At 63.9% G+C, this 20,307-nt stretch carries 19 protein-coding genes; 9 read left to right on the top strand and 10 right to left on the bottom strand.

Annotation, left to right across the window (positions count from 1 at the left end; all coding sequences use genetic code 11):
* Positions 1–59: 59 nt before the first annotated feature.
* Positions 60–935 carry an LOG family protein gene (locus B7Y43_RS13730; RefSeq protein WP_374132230.1) on the top strand — a complete coding sequence of 292 codons (876 nt, stop codon included), beginning with the start codon at positions 60–62 and terminating at the stop codon, positions 933–935.
* A gap of 41 nt (positions 936–976) precedes the next feature.
* Here the strand turns inward: B7Y43_RS13730 and B7Y43_RS13725 are convergent, their stop codons facing one another.
* Positions 977–1,609: a cytochrome c family protein gene (locus tag B7Y43_RS13725; RefSeq protein WP_374132229.1), complete on the bottom strand. Its 633-nt coding sequence runs from the start codon at positions 1,607–1,609 to the stop codon at positions 977–979.
* A 122-nt stretch (positions 1,610–1,731) separates the two neighbouring features.
* Between B7Y43_RS13725 and B7Y43_RS13720 the strand changes: the two genes are divergently transcribed.
* Entirely contained in the window at positions 1,732–2,622 is an 891-nt protein-coding gene (locus B7Y43_RS13720) for a prephenate dehydratase (RefSeq protein ID WP_374132228.1), read from the top strand.
* 9 nt (positions 2,623–2,631) lie between these two features.
* Here the strand turns inward: B7Y43_RS13720 and nudC are convergent, their stop codons facing one another.
* From nudC to B7Y43_RS13705, 3 genes are read right to left on the bottom strand one after another with little or no spacing between them, the layout of a single operon-like run.
* Positions 2,632–3,495, bottom strand: a complete 864-nt coding sequence (gene nudC / locus B7Y43_RS13715; protein WP_374132227.1) for an NAD(+) diphosphatase — start codon at positions 3,493–3,495, stop codon at positions 2,632–2,634.
* Positions 3,495–4,814: a serine hydrolase domain-containing protein gene (locus B7Y43_RS13710; RefSeq protein WP_374132226.1), complete on the bottom strand. Its 1,320-nt coding sequence runs from the start codon at positions 4,812–4,814 to the stop codon at positions 3,495–3,497. Before B7Y43_RS13710 ends, nudC begins: the two co-directional genes overlap by 1 nt.
* 16 nt (positions 4,815–4,830) lie before the next feature.
* Positions 4,831–5,901 (bottom strand): A/G-specific adenine glycosylase, encoded by a 1,071-nt coding sequence (locus B7Y43_RS13705; protein WP_374132263.1) that lies wholly within the window; start codon positions 5,899–5,901, stop codon positions 4,831–4,833.
* A gap of 44 nt (positions 5,902–5,945) precedes the next feature.
* On the opposite strand from B7Y43_RS13705, the gene B7Y43_RS13700 reads away from it, so the two are divergent.
* The 4 genes from B7Y43_RS13700 to smc all read left to right on the top strand — a co-directional run bounded on the left by B7Y43_RS13700 (position 5,946) and on the right by smc (position 11,475).
* Complete coding sequence (locus tag B7Y43_RS13700) at positions 5,946–6,512, top strand: DUF721 domain-containing protein (protein ID WP_374132225.1); 567 nt, start codon at positions 5,946–5,948, stop codon at positions 6,510–6,512.
* Entirely contained in the window at positions 6,509–7,234 is a 726-nt protein-coding gene (locus B7Y43_RS13695) for a thioredoxin domain-containing protein (protein ID WP_374132224.1), read from the top strand. Before B7Y43_RS13700 ends, B7Y43_RS13695 begins: the two co-directional genes overlap by 4 nt.
* Before the next feature lie 68 nt (positions 7,235–7,302).
* Entirely contained in the window at positions 7,303–8,040 is a 738-nt protein-coding gene (locus B7Y43_RS13690) for a thioredoxin domain-containing protein (RefSeq protein ID WP_374132223.1), read from the top strand.
* An 18-nt stretch (positions 8,041–8,058) separates the two neighbouring features.
* Positions 8,059–11,475, top strand: coding sequence for a chromosome segregation SMC family protein (gene smc, locus B7Y43_RS13685; RefSeq protein WP_374132222.1), 3,417 nt, complete (start codon positions 8,059–8,061; stop codon positions 11,473–11,475).
* Positions 11,476–11,488: 13 nt separating this feature from the next.
* On the opposite strand, the gene B7Y43_RS13680 is transcribed toward smc, so the two are convergent.
* Positions 11,489–13,771, bottom strand: a complete 2,283-nt coding sequence (locus B7Y43_RS13680; RefSeq protein ID WP_374132221.1) for a penicillin acylase family protein — start codon at positions 13,769–13,771, stop codon at positions 11,489–11,491.
* A gap of 140 nt (positions 13,772–13,911) precedes the next feature.
* On the opposite strand from B7Y43_RS13680, the gene B7Y43_RS13675 reads away from it, so the two are divergent.
* The 3 genes from B7Y43_RS13675 to hslU all read left to right on the top strand — a co-directional run bounded on the left by B7Y43_RS13675 (position 13,912) and on the right by hslU (position 16,811).
* Positions 13,912–14,799, top strand: coding sequence for an alpha/beta hydrolase (locus tag B7Y43_RS13675; RefSeq protein ID WP_374132220.1), 888 nt, complete (start codon positions 13,912–13,914; stop codon positions 14,797–14,799).
* A gap of 50 nt (positions 14,800–14,849) precedes the next feature.
* Positions 14,850–15,404 carry an ATP-dependent protease subunit HslV gene (gene hslV, locus B7Y43_RS13670; protein WP_374132219.1) on the top strand — a complete coding sequence of 185 codons (555 nt, stop codon included), beginning with the start codon at positions 14,850–14,852 and terminating at the stop codon, positions 15,402–15,404.
* 114 nt (positions 15,405–15,518) lie between these two features.
* The gene (gene hslU, locus B7Y43_RS13665; RefSeq protein ID WP_374132218.1) at positions 15,519–16,811 is read left to right on the top strand and encodes an ATP-dependent protease ATPase subunit HslU; all 1,293 of its coding nucleotides are present in this window, start codon (positions 15,519–15,521) and stop codon (positions 16,809–16,811) included.
* 217 nt (positions 16,812–17,028) lie between these two features.
* Here the strand turns inward: hslU and B7Y43_RS13660 are convergent, their stop codons facing one another.
* The 5 genes from B7Y43_RS13660 to B7Y43_RS13640 form a co-directional block, all read right to left on the bottom strand.
* On the bottom strand, positions 17,029–17,433 hold the full coding sequence (locus B7Y43_RS13660) for a hypothetical protein (RefSeq protein WP_374132217.1): 405 nt from the start codon (positions 17,431–17,433) through the stop codon (positions 17,029–17,031).
* A gap of 57 nt (positions 17,434–17,490) precedes the next feature.
* Positions 17,491–18,225, bottom strand: a complete 735-nt coding sequence (gloB, locus tag B7Y43_RS13655; RefSeq protein ID WP_374132216.1) for a hydroxyacylglutathione hydrolase — start codon at positions 18,223–18,225, stop codon at positions 17,491–17,493.
* Positions 18,225–18,638, bottom strand: coding sequence for a VOC family protein (locus B7Y43_RS13650; protein WP_374132215.1), 414 nt, complete (start codon positions 18,636–18,638; stop codon positions 18,225–18,227). The genes gloB and B7Y43_RS13650 overlap by 1 nt, the downstream gene beginning before the upstream one ends.
* Positions 18,639–18,724: 86 nt before the next feature.
* Positions 18,725–19,495 carry a tetratricopeptide repeat protein gene (locus tag B7Y43_RS13645; protein WP_374132214.1) on the bottom strand — a complete coding sequence of 257 codons (771 nt, stop codon included), beginning with the start codon at positions 19,493–19,495 and terminating at the stop codon, positions 18,725–18,727.
* Positions 19,492–20,250: an alpha/beta fold hydrolase gene (locus tag B7Y43_RS13640; protein ID WP_374132213.1), complete on the bottom strand. Its 759-nt coding sequence runs from the start codon at positions 20,248–20,250 to the stop codon at positions 19,492–19,494. Before B7Y43_RS13640 ends, B7Y43_RS13645 begins: the two co-directional genes overlap by 4 nt.
* Positions 20,251–20,307 lie beyond the last annotated feature (57 nt).

The following is a 20,307-nucleotide window of genomic DNA, read 5'->3' as shown; positions in this document are numbered from 1 at the left end:
TGGAAGTAATGATCGTGCAGGGCTTTGCCGCTCACGGCTGTTTGGGTTAGGGCGGGCTAATGACAGAACCAAAACTACCCGCGCGCGTCTTTGCGCGCGCCGCCCAGGATGCCGAAACCGCCAAGGGGCAGGTCTCCACCCCCCAAACCCGCGATCCATCCTATAAGCTCGCCTTTCAGGATATGGATTTCCTGCTGCGTGAAGATCTGCGCCCGGTCCGCTTTCAGCTTGAGCTGCTCAAGCCCGAACTGGTTTTTCAGGAAGCCAATATCGGCTCGACCTTTGTGTTTTACGGGTCGGCGCGAATCCCTGAGCCCAGCAAAGCCCAGGCCTTGCTTGCCCAGGCCAAGGATGATCAGGCGCGGCGGATCGCCGAAAGTCTGGTCGCCAAGTCCAAATATTATGATGTCGCGCGCGAACTCGCGCGGCTGGTTAGCTTATGCCCGCATGATGAAAACGACATGCGCCAGTTTGTCGTTTGTTCGGGCGGGGGCCCATCGATCATGGAAGCGGCCAATCGCGGTGCAGCGGATGTGGGAGCTGAATCGATCGGCCTCAATATCGTGCTGCCGCACGAACAGGCCCCTAATCCCTATGTCACGCCGAGCCTAAGCCTGCAGTTCCATTATTTTGCGCTACGCAAGATGCACTTCCTGCTTCATGCGCGTGCGCTCGCGGCGTTTCCGGGTGGCTTTGGCACGTTCGACGAGCTGTTTGAGCTGCTGACGCTGATCCAAACGGGCAAGATCAAGCCAATCCCCGTGTTGTTGTTTGGCCGCGAATTTTGGAATCGCGTGATTAATTTTGAAGCGCTGGTCGAAGAAGGGGTCGTTTCCGCGCGCGACCTTGGCATCTTCACCTTTGTCGAAACCGCTGAAGAAGCGTGGGAGGTGGTTAAGCGCTTCTACCGCGAACACCCGGATTCCGACGCGTAGGATCACGCATCGGACGCCGGGCGATCACGAAGAATAGCGCTTCACTCTGCCTCGGCTGGTGCCGCTGCATCGGCCGGGGCAGCAGCATTGCCATCCAGCGGGGGATCTTCCGGCGTCGTCAGCGTATTCGCAGCCGCTGCGGCCGGCACCGGCGGCAACGGGATGTTGGACCCTTGCGCGTTCAGATAGGCGATCACATTGGCGCGCGCTGCCGGATCGGCCAGGCCGGCAAAGCTCATCTTGGTGCCCGATGCGAATTTGCGCGGGTTGGTGATCCATTCATTCAGCGTCGCGAAATCCCAATTGCCGCCCTTGGCCTTCAGCGCATCGGAAAAGGCATAGCCGCCCTTGCCGGCAGCGATCGCTGCACCAACCGTCGCCCACAAATTGGGGCCAATACCATTGGCACCGCCCTGCGTAACGGTGTGGCATGACGCGCATTTCTTGAAGACTTCAGCGCCTTGGGTGACATCGGCCGATGCCATCATCACCTCGATCGGTACTTCAGGCGCCGCGGGGCCAGCTTCGCTGGCTTCGACAGCGCCTTCAATCGGGAAGCCCGGCTTTTCAAGCTTCTCGGACTTGAAATACAGGTGGCTGAGGTTGCCCAGCCCAAGCGCGACAAACAGCGCCGCCAGAATCCAGCCGAGAATTGTATTGGTCCGAATATCCATCTTGGAGTCGCGCCTCGATCTTGAAGGTAGGGATTTTTGAAGTTGGCCTCCCTTTAGGTTCGCAAGTGCAGCACCGCAAGCGCGCTTGCCGAGGCGCGTGCGGACCGATAGGCGCGACCCCGATGGAAAATTTCGCCGCCCCCGCCCGCCCGATTGTGGCAGAGATGATTGCCAGCGCTGCCGCGCATCCCGAAAGCGCGGTTGCTTTTCAGGGCGCGCCAGGCGCAAATTCGCATGTTGCCGCCGTGCAGGCCTTTCCAAATGGTCTGCCACTGCCTTGTTTCGATTTCGCCGATGCGATTGAAGCGGTGCAGGAGGGACGCGCTGACTGCGCCATCATTCCGATTGAAAATTCGCTCCACGGCCGCGTGGCGGACATGCATTTCCTGCTACCCGAATCGGGGCTGGTGATCACCGGCGAGCATTTTCTGCCGATTCGCCATGCGCTGATGGGCGTCGGCACGCGCGATCAGGTGCGCGAGGCGATGAGCCACCCCCAGGCGCTCGGCCAATGTCGTCACTGGTTGCGCGACCATGGCATTGCGCCGGTTGCCTATCCCGATACGGCGGGCGCGGCGGCGGTGGTCGCCGAACGCCGTGACCCCGCGCTGGCCGCACTTGCGCCACCCGGCGCGGCGGTGATTTATGGGCTCAACCTGCTCGCCGAGGATATCGCCGATGCCGACCACAACACCACGCGATTCGTCGTCCTTGCGCGCGGTGGCCGCCCGGTTGATGGCGATGGCCCGTTCATGACCACGTTAATCTTTGAAGTGAAGAATGTGCCCGCTGCGCTGTACAAAGCGCTGGGCGGCTTTGCGACCAACGGCGTGAACATCACGAAGTTGGAGAGTTATCAGCGCGGCGGCAGCTTTTCAGCGACTGAGTTTTACGCCGATATTGTCGGCAAGCCCGGCGATCCCGCCGTCGATCGCGCGCTCGAAGAGCTAGGCTTCCATTCGAAATGGCTGCGGCTGCTGGGCACATATCGTCAGGCGCGGGCGCGAGGATAGCCCGGCCAGCTAGCCGTCCGCCCATGCCGTCAGCAATGTATGCGCAATCGCATAGGGCGGCGGCGGCAGGAAAGGGCCGGGCTCGCCGGCCAGCACCGCCCGCACCACGTCGCGCTCCACCCAAATGGCGTCTTCAAGCTCATTGGTGTCGATCGTGAGCGCATCATCCTGCGCTTCGGCAACGCAGGCCATCATTAGCGATGAGGGGAAGGGCCAGGGTTGGCTGGCGATGTAGCGCACGTTCGATACGCGCACGCCTGCTTCTTCGAAAATCTCGCGCGCGACGGCTTCTTCCATCGATTCGCCCGGCTCCAGAAAGCCCGCCAGCGCCGAATAGCGCCCGGCCGGCCAGCTCGGCCCGCGCCCCAGCAAGGCGCAGCCCTGATATTCGGCGATCATGATGACGACGGGGTCAACGCGCGGAAAATGTTCCGCCTGGCACTGGCCGCATTTACGCGCCCAGCCCGCCCGGAACATTACCGTCTGGGTGCCGCAATTTGCGCAGAATTGATGGCGGCTATGCCAGTCAAGCACGCTGCGGGCCGCCGCATAGGTTGCGGCTTCGCCCGGCGCGAACCGGTCGAGCATCGCGAATAGCCGCATTGACCGACCCGCAGGCGCGCGCATGCCCGGCAGATAGGCGGCGAAATGCGGGCGATCACCGTCAAGACCAAGCAAAATCAGCTCAGCATCATCCGCGAGATCGGCGAGACTTCCCCAGCCGAGCAAGCCCTCTGCCGTCAATTCGGGCTCGAAATTGTCGAGCTTCAGGACGCGGGCGCGCCAATCACTGGTTGCCGCCGCCAGCGCCGCTTGATCATGACGCAGGCGGTCGGCGCGATCCAGCCGCCCGCCCGTAAATCCCGGCGACATTATTGCGCGAGATCAGCGTAAAGTGCCTTAGTGAAATCACGCCGCAGCGGCCATTTCTCGCCGGGTAGATAATTGACCATCGCGGTCGCACGAAGGTGGCGCACCGGATCGACCCAGGCGATCGTGCCGGCAGCCCCGCCCCAGCCATAGGTGCCTTTCGACGGGCCGCCGGGCATGTCGACCAGATAGACCGAACCACCCGCGCCAAAGCCCTGCGACTGGCCAGTCGCGCCGCCGGTATTGGCCACAGCACCGCCATAGGTGACGCCCTCAGGCAAGAGATTCGACATGGCGAGTGCAACGGTCGCCGGTTTCAGGATCCGTGCGCCGTCCAGCGTGCCGCCATTTTGCAGCATATGCAGGAAGCGATCATAATCATGCGCTGACATCACTAGCCCGGCACCGCCATAGGGGAAGCTTGGCGGCTGGAGGAAGACCGATGTCGCACCGGGATCGAGCGGCACGCGGTTCGCGCCGACCCAAGTATAGCCCGTCACGAGCCGCTTGGCGTCTGCTGTGGGCACGGTGAAGAAGGTTGAGCTCATTTTGAGCGGCGTGAAAATGCGCTTTTGCAGGAAGGTATCGAACGGCATGCCGCTCGCCTTCTCGATCACCGCCCCCATCACGTCGAGGCCGATCGAATAGCTCCATTTGGTGCCGGGATCGGCAATCAGCGGCAGGCCGGCCACCCGATTGGCGAATTCCTGCAGCGTCTTGGGCCGGGCCAGCCGCATCTGCGCCTCAACCTGGGCATTGGCCGTAAAAGGAGTGATGCCCTGGCGTTCATATTCCTTCAGCAACGGGCCTGTGGTGATGATGGTGTACCCAAGCCCTGCCGTGTGGGTCAGCAGATGGCGGACCGTGATCGGGCGCGTGGCCGGGCGCGCGGTTAAATCCTTGGCTGGATCGACAAGCACGGTCATGTTCTTAAAGGCCGGGATGAAATCCGACACGGGTTGGTCGAGCTTCATCTTGCCTTCTTCGATCAGCATCATCGCCGCCATCGCGGTGATCGGCTTGGTCATCGAATAGACGCGCCAAAGCGAATCGGCATCGGCCTTGGCAGTGCCCTCCTCGGCAGCGATCTTGCCCGCCGCGAGCACGGTTGGCGCGCTATCGCCTTGTCCAACGACCGCGACGATTCCCGGCGTCTTGTCCGTGGCCGGGTAGCTGTCGATCAACGCAGCAGCTTGGGTCAGCGGCGCCTTTTCATGCGCCATCGGCACTGGCTGGCGCTGCGCCTGGCCGGCAAAGGCGCCCCCGGCTGACAGGGCGAGCAACGCACTGCTCAGGGCTAGCGTCTGAATCTTGGTGGCCATGTGCGTCTTCATCCTCTCAATTTCCCAAACGGGGTCCCAACCGGGGTCCCAACCGGGCCGCCTTGGCGAACACGGTTGGCAGCCCTGCCGAATCGAGCGACGTAATCGCCCACCATTCGCCTGTTGCTGGTGGTGAATGCCCCTCGGCGCGGCCAACCGCAAGGGCGAGTTCAAGGGTAAAGTGCGTAAAGACATGACTGACACGATCGGGCGCGATTTGCCAATCAATCGCCGCATCGGGTGCGCCTTCAAGCCCAGGCGCTGTGTCGGTCCACGGACCTGTCGGCAGCGCGCGCATGCCACCGAGCAACCCCTTGTCTGGTCGGCGAACCAACAGGATTTTTCCCGCATGTTCGAGCCAGAAAACCGTGCCGTAGCGCTGCGGTTTGGCCGATTTGCGCGGTTTGACGGGAAAGGCAGTAGGTGTGCCTGCTGCGGCTGCCCTGCAGACCGTGCGCAGCGGGCAGAGCAAGCATTGGGTTACCCGTGGACCGCACAGGCCCGATCCCAGGTCCATCATCGCCTGCGCAAAATCGCCTGCGCGCGTCATTGGCGTGATCTGGTCGACGAGCAAGCGAATGATCGGCTTGGCGGCAGGCAGCGGCGTGTCGATGGCAAATAATCGCGCGACGACGCGTTCGACATTGCCGTCGATCACCACCGCGCGCTTGCCAAAGGCGATCGCGGCGATGGCGGCAGCGGTATAGTCGCCAATCCCCGGCAGCGCGCGTAAAGCCGCTTCTTCGGGCGGAAAAACGCCGCCATGCGCCGTCACCACTTGGCGCGCGCAGGCCAATAAATTGCGGGCGCGCGCATAATAGCCCAGCCCCGCCCAGGCGCCCATCAGATCAGCATCATCGGTGGCAGCAAGGGCAGTGACCGTTGGCCAGCGAGCAATAAACTCGGCAAAGCGCGGGCGCACTGTCGCCACCGTTGTTTGCTGCAGCATGATTTCAGAAAGCCAGACGCGATAAGGATCAGCGGGCTCGCCCGGCTTGTGCCGCCACGGTAGATCGCGGGCATGGGCATCATACCAGCGGAGCAGCCACTGGCTGTACCGCGCGTCGCCCGGATCGGCGGGCAGCATGGATTCCTGATCGTGGGCCTTGGCGTTCACGGCATCGCTATGGCATGGGAGGCACCATGAGCAAAAGCGGCGTGCGCGCCCCCCGCCCCAAGAATGCGACGCCGACGGCAGAGGCCAAGCGCGGCGGGCCTGCGCGCGCGGTCGCTGATCTGCTGCCTGATGTTGGTGGCGCGGCGTTCCGGCGATTCGGCTTTGTGCAAAGCGCGGTGGTCAGTCGCTGGGCGGAAATTGTCGGGCCGAAATTTGCGGCGGTATCGGCACCCGAATCGATCAAATTCCCCCACGGCAAGCGCGCCGAAGGCACATTGGCCCTGGTTGTGCGCGGCGCGCATGGGCCGATGATGCAGCATATTGCGCCCGAGATTATTGAGCGGGTGAATCGTTTTTTTGGCTATGAGGCCATTGCCAGGGTTGCCATCCGCCAGTGCGATGTGCCCTCGACCCCAAGCCGCAAACCACCGCCGTCGATTAGACCGGTGCCGATTGAATTGGGCGATAGCCTGCGGGCGATTGCCGATCCTGAGTTCAAGGCGGTTTTGGAGGCGCTTGCCGCTGGTGTCGCCGCCACACGCGGCCCGCCGATTATCGAGACGCCGGAGCGAGCCGAATGAACCGTCCGATCAGCGCTGCTATGATCGCTGCGATCATTTTTGCAGGTGCGGCCAATGCATTGCCGCCGACCAAATCTTCAGCCAAGCCAGCCGTAAAGGCTCCCGGTGTGCTGCGCGACTGGACCAAGGTGGCGACCGATACACCGGCGGGCAATGTCGTCCTTGGTAATCCGCGCGCCCGCGTAAAGGTAATCGAGTATCTGAGCTTCACCTGTTCACACTGCGCCGCTTTTTCGGTGGAATCCGGGCCAGTGCTGAAGGAGCAGTTCATTCGATCGGGGTCGTTATCGATCGAATATCGCCCGATCGGGCGTGATTTCCCCGATCTTGGGGCCACGATCCTGGCGCGCTGCGCTGGCGGGCTAAGCTTTGCCAACGCCGCCGACGAGATTTTTGCGCGCCAGTCCGAATGGCTGTCGCTCGCGATGGGATTCATGGAGCGGGATGCGAAGCGTTTCGTGCTCGATACCCCGCTCGGTCAGATTCGCGCGGGCGCGCAGGCAAATGGGCTGATCGATTTGATGCTGGCGCGCGGCCTGTCACGCGAACGGATCGACGCCTGTTTTGCAAATGAGAAACTGCTGGCGAGCATCCTGGCCAATGGCGAAGCCGCGCGGAAGGTGATCAAGGGCACGCCAGCGATCGTTATCAATGGAACGATGGTCAAAGAATTTACCTGGGCGGGCGTCGAACCGTTGCTCCGCGCCGGGGGAGCCCGCTAAGATCAACCGATCCTGGCCGGGTGCAGTTCCATTTGCCCCATGGCCACATCACCAAGGAGTCTCGTCCAATGAAGCTGCCCCTGATGCTTGCTGTTCTGCCCGCGCTGGCGCTTGCCGCCTGCAACAAGGATGACACGGCGACTGTCTCTGCGCCGGTCAAGAGCATCGCCGCCGCGCCAGCGCCGGCTGGCACCGCCTGGGCCGATGTTGTCGCGCCGACACCGCAAGGCGGCATGCGGATGGGCAATCCCGACGCGCCGATCAAGCTGATTGAATATGGTGCTCGCACCTGCCCAACCTGCGCCCGCTTCGATGCGGAGGGTTTGCCTGCGCTGAAATCGGGCATGATTGCGAGCGGCAAGGTTTCCTATGAGTTCCGCGATTTTCCGGTCCATGGCCCCCTTGATATCGGCCCGATCCTGCTTGGCCAATGCGTAGAGCCAGCGGCGTTTTTCCCGATGCTAGAGGATATGATGCGCAACCAGCAGACGCTGCTCGCCAAGGAACAACAGGTGGCGCAGGCCGGCCAGGCGCTGCAGGGCAAGCCGCCGATGGAGGTCGCGCGCTTCTTTGCCGAAAATCTGGGCTATATCGATTTCGTCAAGCAGCGCGGCGTGCCAGAGAGCAAGGCCCTGGCCTGTCTCGCCGATCAAGCCGCCATCGCGCGGCTGGCCGCCAATCTCCAGCAAGCCGATACCGAATATAAGGTCAGCGGTACGCCAACCTTCATCGTCAACGGCAAGATTGCTGACGGCGTGCTTGATTGGAAGGGCCTCGAAGGCGTGCTTAGGGCTGCCGGCGCCTGACGACAGGGCCACAGTTTCGTGCAGATTAAGCGGCTTCGGTTAACCGGGTTCAAGAGCTTCGTCGATCCAGCAGATCTGCGCATTGAACCCGGGCTGACCGGCATTGTCGGGCCCAATGGCTGCGGCAAATCCAACCTGCTCGAAGCCTTGCGCTGGACGATGGGCGAAAACAGCGCAAAATCGATGCGCGGTGCCGGGATGGAAGACGTGATCTTCGCGGGCACCGCGACCCGGCCGCAGCGCGATTTTGCCGAGGTTTCCATCCTGATCGATGGCGATGCTGACGGCGACCAGGGTGCCGACGAAACCGAAATCGTCCGGCGGATCGAGCGCGGGGCTGGGTCTGCTTATCGGATCAACGGGCGCGATGTCCGCGCCAAGGATGTGTCGCTGCTGTTTGCCGACGCGGCTACCGGCGCGCATTCGCCAGCGCTTGTCAGCCAAGGCCGGATCAGCGCGGTGATCGCCGCCAAGCCCGCCGAGCGCCGGGCGATGCTAGAGGAAGCAGCCGGGATCGCCGGGCTGCACGTCCGCCGCCGCGATGCCGAGCAAAAATTGCGCGCGACTGAGGCCAATCTTACCCGGCTTGATGAAGTGATCGCCGATCAGGACGCGCGCGCTGCAGCACTCCGTCGTCAGGCCAAACAGGCGGAGCGATACCGGGCGCTGTCAGACCAGATTCGCGTGGCAGAGGCGCGGATGATCTTCGCGCGCTGGCGCGACGCTGCGGCTGCGGCTGATATCGCGCGCGCGGAGGCAAGCGAAGCGGAAGCGCGGGTGGCCGAGGCAGCCGAGGCGCAGCGCGCGGCGGCAGCGCATCAAACCGCAGCAACCGATCGGCTGGCACTGGCGCGCGCGACATCGCTGGCCGCGCGTGATCGGGCAAGCGAGGCGGGCCACAGCCTTGCCACGTTGCGCACCGAGCGCGCGAGTGTCGATCGCCGAATTACCGAGCTGGCCGACGCCCAGGCGCGGATCGTGGCTGATCGCGACCGCGAAGGCGCGCTGGCGCATGACGCCGCCGAAGCGCTGGCGCGGTTGGCCGAGCAGGGCAAGGCGCTGGAGGCGCGGATTGTGGCGGCGGCCACGCGTCAACCCGCGCTCGAAAAATTGCTTGCCGAGGCTGAGGGCCTGGCCCGCGATGCAGAGGTCGCGCTTGCCCAGGCGCTGGCCGCGCAGGCAAGCGAAGCAGCGGAATCGCGCGTGGCGCAGGCGGCTTTGGTGGCAGCGCGCGCCCGGCTCGATCGCGCCAATCGCGATGCCGCGCGGGTGATGGCGGAAACCAATGCGCTGAGCGATTCCGCGCCTTTGCAAGCGCAACGCCAGGCCGCAGCTGACGCCCGCGATCAGGCGCTACGCCAGGCCGAAGCGGCCCGGGCGATGCTGGCGGGTGCCGACGCCGCCGAACGTGCGGCGATCGAGTCGCGCGATGGTGCCCAATCCGCTCGCGCGACCGCGCATGCCGAGCTCGCCGCGATTGACAGCGAAAGCGCCGCCCTTGCCATAGCGACGCAGCGGACCGGCAAGGATCGCGTTCTTGACCAGCTCCGCCCCGATCCGGGCTATGAACGCGCGTTGGCGGCGGCGCTGGGGGATGATCTGGAAGCGGGGCTCGATCCGGCGGCGATGCATTATTGGGGCGGCGCAGAACCGCATGACGCCGACCCCGCCGCCCCGGCCGGGGTGGTACCGCTTGCCCGCCATGTCGCGGCGCCACCAGCGCTCGCGCGGCGGCTGGCGCAGATCCTGGTGGCTGATCAGGATGATGGGCAGCGGCTCGCGGTTGGCCAAAGGCTGGTGACATTGGCAGGCGTGCTCCGGCGTTGGGATGGCTATATCGCTAAATCAGGCGGCGCGGCTGCCGCGGAGCGGCTTGAACGCATGAATCGGCTACGGGCTTTGGAGGCAGCGCGGGGCCCGGCTGTTCGCGCGGTCGAGGCAAAAGATGCCGAGCTGGCGCGGATCGACGCCGCTGTCGGCGAGGCGCGGCGCGCGGCGAGCGAGGCGCGACGCTCGTTAGAGGCGGCTGAGGCGAGCGGGCGCGAGGCGCTGCGGACTGAAGACCGCGCCGCTTCCGCGATTGAGCGGATTGATGCGCAGCGCGCCGATCTGGATGGGCGTGGGCGCCGCATCGCCGCCGAACAGGAAGAAGCCGCAGGGGAGGTGTCGCGCGCCGAGGCACAGATTGCCGGTTTGCCCGATGGCAGCGCCACGCGCGACCGGGTTGCGCTGCTCCAGCGTGAGGCCGAAGCGCGGCGCACGGCAGTGGCGCAGGCTCGTAGCGATCGCGCCGCGCTCGACCGTGATCTGGCGGCGGATCGCGAGCGTATCGCGGTTGGCCAGGCCGATGCCAAAAGCTGGCGCGCGCGCGCGGGCGAAGCGGCACGACGGATTGCCGATATGGCCAAGCGCGAAGAGCAACTGAGCGAGGAAGCGGCGATCCTGGCCGTGCGCCCGGCGATTCTTGACCGCCAGATTGGCGAAGGTGCGGCCATGCATGAGTCGGCCCGTGCCGACGCTGAGGCGGCGCTCGCCGCCGAGCATGCGGGCGAGGCGTTGCTGCGCGAAACCGAAGCGGTGGCGCGCCAGGCCGCCGAGGCGCTGTCGCAAGCCCGCGAGACGCGAGCCGGGGCCGCTGCGCGCGCGGAAAATCAGGAATTGCGGCGTGTTGAGATGGGGCGGCTATCGGGAGAACGCTTCGAATGCCCCCCACCAGTGCTGCCCGAGCGGGTTGGCTTTAGGGCCGACGAGATCCGCACCCCCGCCGATGAATCGGCGCGGCATGAGCGGTTGTCGATCGAGCGCGAGCGGATCGGCCCGGTCAATCTTGTCGCCGATACCGAACTGGCTGAGCTTGAAGCGGCGAGCGCCAGCAATGCCGCCGAGCGTGACGAGCTGGGACAGGCCGTCAACCGATTGCGCGGCTCGATCGGCACGCTCAATCGTGAGGGGCGGCAGCGCTTGCTGGCAGCCTTTGAAGCGGTCGACGGGCATTTCCGGCGGCTGTTCACGACGCTGTTCAATGGCGGCCAGGCGCATCTTCAAATGGTCGATTCAGACGATCCGCTCGAAGCCGGACTGGAGATCATGGCCCAGCCGCCCGGCAAGAAGCTCCAGTCGCTCACCCTCCTCTCAGGCGGCGAACAGGCGCTGACGGCGGTCGCGCTGATCTTTGGCCTGTTTCTCACCAATCCCGCGCCGATCTGCGTGCTCGACGAAGTCGACGCCCCGCTCGATGACGCCAATATTGAGCGCTTCTGTGACTTGCTTGACCGCATGACCCAGGAAACGCGCACCCGCTACCTGATCGTCACCCATAACGCCGTGACGATGAGCCGGATGCACCGCCTGTTCGGCGTGACGATGATCGAACAGGGGGTGAGCCGGCTGGTATCGGTTGATCTGGGCGGGGCAACGTCGCTGCTGGCCGCCTAAGCGGGGCCGGCCTTCATTCGCTGATCTTTACCGCAGGCCCTTGCGCATCTGCCGCTATCTCCGCTGGCGTGAAGGGCAGGCGGACCCAGCGCTTGGCTGAATAAAGCAAGGTCTGGTCCCCGAAATGCGGCGAGGCGGGATTGGTCGATTGCGAATAGCTCAGCACCGCGTCCGCCTGCGGCCCGGTGTCGCCAAAGGTCACAACCTGGATATAGCTTGACCCGTGGACCGGCGTGACGCCCGTCGGGACGGGCGTGGCAATCTGGACGTTCAGGATGCCGAGCTGGCCATCGCCGCCATGGATGGCGATGCGCTGATCGCCGCGCTGGGCGAACTGGACATCGCCCCAGCGCGCGTCGAGCGCAATGTTTTCCTTGGCGAGCTGGTCGGCGGCGGCCTTCAGCGTCGCGATCAGTTTTTCGCCGATTGCGCCGTCGGTGACCAGGTCGCGCGGCGTGTGGACCGGGTCAGCGGGGTCGAACTTGGTTGCCCAGATGCCGGGGATATTCTGCGCCTTGATCCAGAATTGGTGGAACAGATACGCCCCCTGGCTGTCGACGTTGACGCGGCGATCCCAACCCTTCAGCGCCGCACAGGCAGCGGCGACATCGGCCTTGTCGGCGCACAGCGCCAGCAGCTTGTCGATGACCAGTTCGCCCGCCAGGCTCTTATTGGCGAAGACCATTGTTTCGGCGATCCCTTGATCGACCTTGTTGCCGGGCAGGCCATCGGTTCCGGTCAGTCGGCGGTCAATCTCGACCAGGCCCGATCGGGTCCGCAGCGTGCGCGTCGTGCCCCAAGGCCCCAGGATCGGCGAGAGTTCGCGGTAAGGCGCGTTGGCGTTACTCAGCCAGTAATTGTCATTGCTGTTGGCGACATAGTCTCGGCGTTCATAGATCGCCTGTTCGCTGGCGGGCAGCAGATAGGGCGCAGCGGTGCCTGGGGTATTGTCCCAGTCGCACGCCGATTTGCTGCCATCAAGCAGGGTGACCCGGGCAGCAACGAGCGCCGACAGGCTGGTCGCGCAGGCCTTTGCCTTTTCGGTCGAGACATTGGGCACGGCAGTGACATCGGCGTGGAGGACGTCGCCATAGCGATCGGCAGCAATGGTGTTGACCCAGGGGATGCCGAGCGTTGTCGATACCGCCGCCTTGATGTCAGCGACGTTCTTCGCTTTGCCAATCGCCTCCCAGGTGCCCAGCCCGCGCTGGTTGCCGGCATTGGCGTCGCGCATCGCAAACGCCTTGGTCTTGCTCCACACGAGCAACTGCGCGGGGGCAGCGACCATCGGGCCGAACCGGGTCGAATAGAGCGTGCGCTCGACTGGGGCGGCGCCGTCGGGCATCGGCACGCTGACCGTGCGAGCGATCATTTTTTCCGATTTGCCGTCAACGATATAGCTGGTCGGGTCGGCGGGATCGATCGCCAGTTCGAAGAGCGTGAAGTGGCGCGCGGCCGTAACGGTGTGGGTCCAGGCAATGTCCTTGTTGAAGCCCAATGTCACCAGCGGCGTTCCCGCCAGACCAACGCCCATTGCATCGTACACGCCGGGAATCGTCACATGCATTTGCCAAAAGCGCGACGGGCCATTCCAGGGAAAATGCGGATTGCCGACCAGCACGCCACGCCCGTTGGTGGTGACATCGGCCCCGAAGGCCCAGCCATTGCTGCCAATACCGATCTTGTCGGGATCGGGCAGGGAAATGTCGTTGCGCGCGGCCTTTGCCTCGCTTGGTGGGACGGCACCGATAACGGCAGGAGCGAGGGCAAGCGAACTCGCCAGCAGCATCTGCTTTTCGGTGAGCCGCAGCATGTCGTCGATGGTGATCGGGTGGACCCAGGCCTTGCCGCGACAGGCGACAGGGACGCCTTCGGTGCCGAGTTCACGCAGCAGCCGGTTATAGCCAGCGACGTAGCCGGCCAGGATCGGCGTGGCATCTGGACCCTGTTTCAGCAGGTTCTTGCGCAGCTTGGGCAGATCAATCGCGGCGCGGAAGAAGACGTCCGATGACAGATTGTCGATCGGGCCAAAGCCAAGCACGGCTGTGGCCTTCGGGCCGAAATATTTGGATCGCTCGCCCGCGACGGTCGCGAATTCCTCGGCGAGCATGCACAGATTGTCCTGCGCATAGGCATAGCCGACGCCATAGCCGACCCCGCCCCAATTGGCCGCGGTGATATGCGGAATGCCATAGCTGGTGCGGACAATGCTGGCGTTGTAGGTCGGCCCCTTGGCCATTGCCGTGCCGCTGATGACGCTCGCCAGCGCCAACGCACTGATCGCCCATTTCCGCATATCGCTCTCCTATTTTGGTTGTGGGCAGGATAGGCGCGATGCGGGGTAGTGGCAATCGGCCTGTCAGGACTTGCGCCCGGTTTCGTCATGACGCAGGCTTGCTCGAGCACCGAATCCGGTGGCCTGAGGAAATTTCTGCAATGATCCGTAATGTGGTGTTTGGCCTGCTGGGCGCGATCCTGCTGGCCGTCGGCTATGGCTATTTCTTCGCGTCGCCGCCGATGATGCTCAATCTGATCGACAAGATGATGGCGCCCGATGCGCCGGTCGAGCAGATTGCCGAGGGACTGGATTTCGGCACGGCACCGCGCCAGCAGCTTGATATCTGGGCGCCGGCCAAGCGCGGCAAGGAGAAACTGCCGGTCGTGATCTTCTATTATGGGGGCGCCTGGATAAAAGGGTCGCGGCAGGAATATGCGTTTGCAGGCCGGGCCTTTGCAGCCAACGGTTTTATTGCGGTCGTCCCCGATTACCGGCTGGTGCCGGGCGTGGTGTTCCCTATCTTTGTCCAGGATTCTGCGCTGGCGGTGAAATGGGTCCGCGATAACATCGCGGCCTATGGTGGTGATCCTGACCGGATCACGCTGTCGGGCCATTCGGCAGGCGCCTACAACGCCGCGATCCTTGCGCTCGACGGGCACTATCTTAAGGAGATTGGCGTTGATCCGCGCACCGTTCGTGCTGCGGCGTTATTCGCGGCCCCGCTCGATTTCTATCCGTTTGACGGGCCGCGATCGCGTGCCGCGTTCGGCGCCTGGCCAAAGCCCGCCGAGACGCAGCCGGTTACCTTCGCCCGCGCCGATGCGCCGCCGCTGTTCATCGCGCAAGGCACCGCCGACGATGTCGTGAAGCCGCGCAACGCGCCGCGCCTGGCAAGGCGGTTGAAGGCTGTCGGGGCGCCGTTTGTGCTGAAGCTTTATCCGGGCAAGAGCCACAATGATCTGGTGATGGGCCTGTCGGTGCCGTTTCGCGGCAATGCGACGACGCTGGCGGACAGCGTTGCGTTCCTAAAGGCGAACAGTCGGTAGGGGAGGGGGGTGGATTGCGCACCCGCACCCGCGCTCCCATATCGCCACTCATGAGCGAACAATCGATGGTGTGGCACGGCACCACAATCCTTTCCGTGCGGCGTGGTGGCAAGGTCGTGATCGCCGGTGACGGTCAGGTCTCGATGGGCCAAACGGTGATGAAACCCAATGCCAAGAAGGTCCGCAAGCTCGGTGACGGCAGCGTCATCGGCGGCTTTGCGGGCGCGACGGCGGATGCTTTCACGCTGTTCGAGCGGCTTGAGCGCAAGCTGGAGCAGCATCATGGGCAATTGCTGCGTGCGGCAGTCGAGCTCGCTAAGGACTGGCGCACCGACAAATATCTCCGCAACCTGGAGGCGATGATGATCGTCGCCGACAAGGATGTGACGCTGATCCTGACCGGCAATGGCGATGTGCTGGAGCCCGAAAAGGGGATCGCAGCGATCGGTTCGGGCGGCAACTTCGCGCTGGCAGCAGCGCGCGCGCTGACTGATTATGAGGCCGATGCCGAGGTACTCGCGCGCAAGGCGATGGCGGTCGCGGCGGACATCTGCGTGTACACCAATGACCGGCTGACCGTGGAGACGCTCGACTCGGCGACATAACTCCCCTCCCGCCCGCGGGAGGGGTCGGGGGTGGGCCTAGCCACCACCGCCTCGCCCGTGGCCATTCCCACCCCCAGCCCCTCCCGCAAGCGGGAGGGGAGTCGAGAAGATGAAATGAACGACGCCCTGACCCCCAAAACCATCGTTGCCGCGCTCGACGCGCATATCATCGGCCAGACCGATGCCAAAAAGGCCGTCGCGGTTGCGATGCGCAATCGCTGGCGGCGGCAGCGGCTCGGTGCGGATCTGCGTGACGAGGTGACGCCCAAAAATATCCTGATGATTGGCCCCACCGGGTGCGGCAAGACTGAGATCAGCCGCCGGCTCGCCAAGCTGGCCGACGCGCCCTTCATCAAGGTGGAGGCGACCAAGTTCACTGAAGTTGGCTATGTCGGCCGCGATGTCGAGCAGATCGCGCGAGATCTGGTCGAGGAAGCGGTGCGGCTGGAAAAGGAGCGCCGCCGGATCGCGGTGAAGGACAAGGCCGAGGAAGCGGCGATGAACCGCTTGCTCGATGCGCTGACCGGCAAGGGCGCGAGCGAGGCGACGCGCGAAGCGTTCCGCCAGCGTTTCCGTGATGGCCACCTTAATGCAACCGAGATCGAGATCGAAGTGGAGGACGCCGCGAAGCCAGCGTTCGAGGTGCCCGGGCAGATGGGCATGATCAACCTGAGTGAGATGATGAGCAAGGCGATGGGTGGCCAGCAGCTCAAGCGCCGCAAGCTCACCGTGCCCGCTGCCTGGACCAAGCTGGTCGAGGAAGAGGCGGACAAGCGGCTCGATCAGGACGAGGTTAGCCAGGTCGCCCTGGCGGATGCAGAGGCCAACGGGATCGTCTTTCTCGACGAGATCGACAAGATCGCGGTCAGTGATGTCCGAGGTGGCTCGGTCAGCCGCGAAGGCGTGCAGCGCGATTTGTTGCCGCTGATCGAAGGAACGACGGTCGCGACCAAATATGGGCCGATGAAGACCGACCATATCCTGTTTATCGCCAGCGGCGCATTCCATGTGGCCAAGCCGAGCGACCTGTTGCCCGAACTACAGGGTCGCTTGCCGATCCGCGTCGAGCTGAAAGCGCTGACCGAGGCCGATTTCGTCGCGATCCTTTCCGACACCAAGGCATCGCTACCCGCCCAATATAAGGCGCTGATCGCAACTGAAGGCGTGACGATCGACTTTACCGAAGACGGCATTCGCGCGGTCGCGCGGATCGCTGCCGAGGTGAATGCCGAAATTGAAAATATCGGTGCGCGCCGGTTGCAGACGGTGATGGAAAAGCTGCTTGAGGCGGTGAGTTTCGAGGCCGAAGATCGGGTCGGCGAGACGCTCGTCATCGACGCTGCCTATGTCGACAGCCAGCTCAAAGAAATTGCCCGCAACACCGATCTCAGCCGCTTCGTCCTGTAAAGCTGGCGGCTAGAGTCTGATGACTTTGGATTGGACCAACCCAAACTCCGTTCGCCCTGAGCGAAGTCGAAGGGCATGCGTAGCGCGTGGGCTTCGACTTCGGCCATATTGGCCGAAGTTTATCCTGAGCGCCTGCCTTGCAGGCAGTCGAAGGGCTCAGCCCGAACGGGTATAACGTTGAGGCGACCTAACGTCATCACGCTCCAAGGTGCGGCGCCTATTTCACCCGGGTATAGGGGGTGAATTCACCCAGCGTACAGCCACCGGTATAGATCCGCGTGAAGAAATCGACAGTCTGGAGGATTTGCCCGCTGCATAGCTGGCTGCCATAATTGACTGACACCAACGCGTCGCCGGAGGCGGCATGCGAGCAGCCCGGCGCTTCAGTGCGATAGATGAGATTTTTGTTTACACGGTACAGGATCGTGTCGCCGATCGTCTTGGTTTCATAGCGACGCGCCAACGGATTGAGGCAGGACCGCGGCTTGCCCGGCGTCAGGCCGTCAAGCGCCTTGGCGAGTTCGGCCGCATTGCTCTCGTCTGTCGTCTGATTGGAAGAACTGCGGGCATTTGCCGTGCAGCCGGCGAGCAAGAGCAGGGTCGTCAAGGTGATGATGCGCATCTTGGTCTCCAATACTGGCCCCTTGGCCGTCGCCCCGTCCACGATTCTATAGCAGATTCAGCCGGTAAATACATCCTTTGCTGCGCGCCGCTCAGCAAGCATCGCCGCTGAGCTTGCGCGCATGAAAGGATTGGTGGCGCGTTCGAGCGCAATTGTTGTTGGCACGGTCGGCTCACCACGCGCGCGGGCCGCGTCGACATCGGTCATGCGCCAGACAATCGCGCTGTTATCGGGTTCGGCGGCAAGTGCATAGCGACCGTTGGACTGGGTATATTCATGCGCGCAATAGACCATTGTCTCGTCCGGCAGCGCGGCGAGGCGCTGCATATTGGCAAACATCTGTTCGGCGGTCCCTTCAAACAACCGGCCACAGCCCATTGCGAACAGCGTATCGCCGGTAAAGGCGATAGCGTCGTTGGCGAGATAATAAGTGATGTGGCCTGCGGTGTGCGCCGGGGTTTCAAGGACGGTTGCGACATGCGCGCCGATCCTGACTGTGTCGCCCTCCGCCACTTGTTTGTCGAGCGTCGGGATGCGCCCGGCTTCGGCGCGCGGGCCGGTAATGATCGCCCCGGTCGCGGCCTTGATCTCGGCATTGCCGCCGGTGTGATCGGGGTGCCAATGCGTGTTCCAGATCGCGGAGATCGTCCAGCCGCGGGCGTCGGCGGCAGCGAGTACCGGACCGGCGACAGCGGGATCAATGATGACGGTTTCGCCTGATGCCGCATCGTGCATCAGCCAGACATAATTGTCGCTGAGGACGGGAAGGCGAACGACCTCCAGACCGGCCATTACCAGTGCCCCGTGTTCGGCATCGATGCCCAGGGTTCAGCGGGCGGCAAATGCCCGTCCTGGAGCAATTCGATCGAGATGTTATCGGGGGTTCGAACGAACGCCATATGACCGTCGCGCGGGGGGCGGTTGATCGTGACGCCGGCATCCATCAGCCGCTGGCAGGTTTCGTAGATATTATCGACCCGGTAAGCGAGATGGCCGAAATTGCGACCTTCGCCATAATTTTCCGGGTCCCAATTATGGGTCAGCTCAACCTGCGCTTGCTCGTCACCCGGCGCGGCGAGGAAGATCAGCGTGAAGCGCCCTTGTTCGCTATCGAAGCGTTTTTGCTCCTCCAGCCCGAGTAGCTTGAAAAAGTTGACGGTCGCATCCGGATCGCTGACGCGGATCATGGTGTGGAGATATTTCAAAGCTGCGCTCCGATTTGGGTCTGGCATGGCTCCGGGTTGACGTCCCGACTAGGACATAGGGCGACGCGGTGGAAAATGCCATCCGGTCAAGGCTTGGGTGGGTCGGTCGTAAACTGCTGCATCGCGGTGCGCGCGCTTTCGGCGGCCGGGCTCGACGGTGCGATGCGGATCGCGTCATTCCAGGCTGATCGGGCGCCCGCTTCATCGCCGGCTACTGCCGAGATATTGCCGATTTCCAGATAAACCGACGGGTCATCGCTGGACAGGCGGAATGCCTCCGCCACATCCCTGCGCGCGCGCGGCAGATCTTCCATCCGACGCGCGAGCGCGGCGGAGGCGAGCCAGATCAGGGGGTCTGCAGGTGCCAGCTCGATTGCCTTATCGATATCAGCGCGTGCCGACTCGAGATCGCCAATGCCGACAAAGGCCCGGGCGCGATCAAACTGCGCCTCGCCACGGTCAAGCCCGGTCAGTGTCCCGGCGGCCAGCGCAGCATCAAGCGCAGCGCGCGCCTTGGCTGGTTGGCCAGTCGCGATCCAGGCATTGCCGGCTTGCGCCCAATATTGCGCAGCATGCGGGTCGCGCGCCACTTCTGCTTCCTGCGCGGCGGCGGTAAATTCCTCGGCCGCTGGGATCCATTGTTGCTGATTGGCATAGGCGATGCCCAGGCATTGCCGGGCGAGAAAGCCGCCGTCGTTCGTGCGCCACTGCGATGCCGCCGAAGCGCCGCGGGGCGGATCGCCGGTCGCCAGATCAACGCACTCGTCATACCGCGCTGCTCTGCCCTCGGCGATGGATGGCGGTGTGGCGGCCGGCGTTTGGGCGGCGCTTTGGGCAAGCAGCAGCAGGAACATCATGGGTGGTCGATCACTTCCTCCACCGCGCGGATCAGCAGTGCGATATCGCTATCGCGTGACAGGCGGTGATCGCCATCCTTGACGATGACCAGCTGCACATCGGCTGAACGAATGAGCTCGGCAAGCCGAACCGAGCGCATCACCGGGACATCGCTATCGTGCATCCCATGGAGCAGCCGGACGGGCACATCGATCGCGATCACGCCGTGCATGATGCGATTGGCCTCGCCCGAGCTCCAGAAGTGGCGGGTATAGACGGTCGGTGTTGGCGCATAGGGGGAGGGCCGCTCAAGCCGTCCGTTGCTGAGCAAGGCCAGTTTTTCGTCGACGCTAAAGCCCCAGTCGGTGAAATCAGGGGCAGCAGCGATGCCGATCAGCGCGGCGATGCGATCCGGCCGGGCAAGCGCGGCGAGCAGCATCAGCCAGCCGCCCATCGACGAGCCGACCAGCACGACTGGCCCGGTATCGACCAGATCAATCATCGCCAGTACGTCATCGCGCCAGCCGGCCAGCGTCTGATCCTCAAACGCGCCCTGGCTTTGGCCGCAGCCGCCATAATCGAAGCGGATAAAGGCGCGGCCCGTCGCCCGCGCCCAGGCTTCGAGCGCCAGCGCCTTGCTGCCGCTCATGTCAGAGGCATAGCCGGGCAGAAACAAGATGGTAGGCCCGCGCCCCTCGGTCTGGTGATAGGCAAGCGCCGGGCGCGCCGCCGCTGGATCAACGGGCTCGGTTGGTGGGGAGACGGCATCGGTCATGGTCGCCAGCGTCTAGGCAAAAGGGGCGGCCTTGGAAAGCATGTCCCCCGATGGCGC

The sequence above is a fragment of the Sphingomonas sp. 28-62-20 genome, from assembly GCF_002281505.1.
This window is presented reverse-complemented; position numbering and strand designations above follow the sequence as displayed.

Coding starts and splice junctions, on each gene's coding strand:
- B7Y43_RS13730 (WP_374132230.1), top strand. CDS start 60: ATGACAGAACCAAAACTACCCGCGCGCGTCTTTGCGCGCGCCGCCCAG.
- B7Y43_RS13725 (WP_374132229.1), bottom strand. CDS start 1,609: ATGGATATTCGGACCAATACAATTCTCGGCTGGATTCTGGCGGCGCTG.
- B7Y43_RS13720 (WP_374132228.1), top strand. CDS start 1,732: ATGGAAAATTTCGCCGCCCCCGCCCGCCCGATTGTGGCAGAGATGATT.
- nudC (WP_374132227.1), bottom strand. CDS start 3,495: ATGTCGCCGGGATTTACGGGCGGGCGGCTGGATCGCGCCGACCGCCTG.
- B7Y43_RS13710 (WP_374132226.1), bottom strand. CDS start 4,814: ATGGCCACCAAGATTCAGACGCTAGCCCTGAGCAGTGCGTTGCTCGCC.
- B7Y43_RS13705 (WP_374132263.1), bottom strand. CDS start 5,901: ATGCTGCCCGCCGATCCGGGCGACGCGCGGTACAGCCAGTGGCTGCTC.
- B7Y43_RS13700 (WP_374132225.1), top strand. CDS start 5,946: ATGGGAGGCACCATGAGCAAAAGCGGCGTGCGCGCCCCCCGCCCCAAG.
- B7Y43_RS13695 (WP_374132224.1), top strand. CDS start 6,509: ATGAACCGTCCGATCAGCGCTGCTATGATCGCTGCGATCATTTTTGCA.
- B7Y43_RS13690 (WP_374132223.1), top strand. CDS start 7,303: ATGAAGCTGCCCCTGATGCTTGCTGTTCTGCCCGCGCTGGCGCTTGCC.
- B7Y43_RS13680 (WP_374132221.1), bottom strand. CDS start 13,771: ATGCGGAAATGGGCGATCAGTGCGTTGGCGCTGGCGAGCGTCATCAGC.
- B7Y43_RS13675 (WP_374132220.1), top strand. CDS start 13,912: ATGATCCGTAATGTGGTGTTTGGCCTGCTGGGCGCGATCCTGCTGGCC.
- hslV (WP_374132219.1), top strand. CDS start 14,850: ATGAGCGAACAATCGATGGTGTGGCACGGCACCACAATCCTTTCCGTG.
- hslU (WP_374132218.1), top strand. CDS start 15,519: ATGAACGACGCCCTGACCCCCAAAACCATCGTTGCCGCGCTCGACGCG.
- B7Y43_RS13660 (WP_374132217.1), bottom strand. CDS start 17,433: ATGCGCATCATCACCTTGACGACCCTGCTCTTGCTCGCCGGCTGCACG.
- gloB (WP_374132216.1), bottom strand. CDS start 18,225: ATGGCCGGTCTGGAGGTCGTTCGCCTTCCCGTCCTCAGCGACAATTAT.
- B7Y43_RS13645 (WP_374132214.1), bottom strand. CDS start 19,495: ATGATGTTCCTGCTGCTGCTTGCCCAAAGCGCCGCCCAAACGCCGGCC.
- B7Y43_RS13640 (WP_374132213.1), bottom strand. CDS start 20,250: ATGACCGATGCCGTCTCCCCACCAACCGAGCCCGTTGATCCAGCGGCG.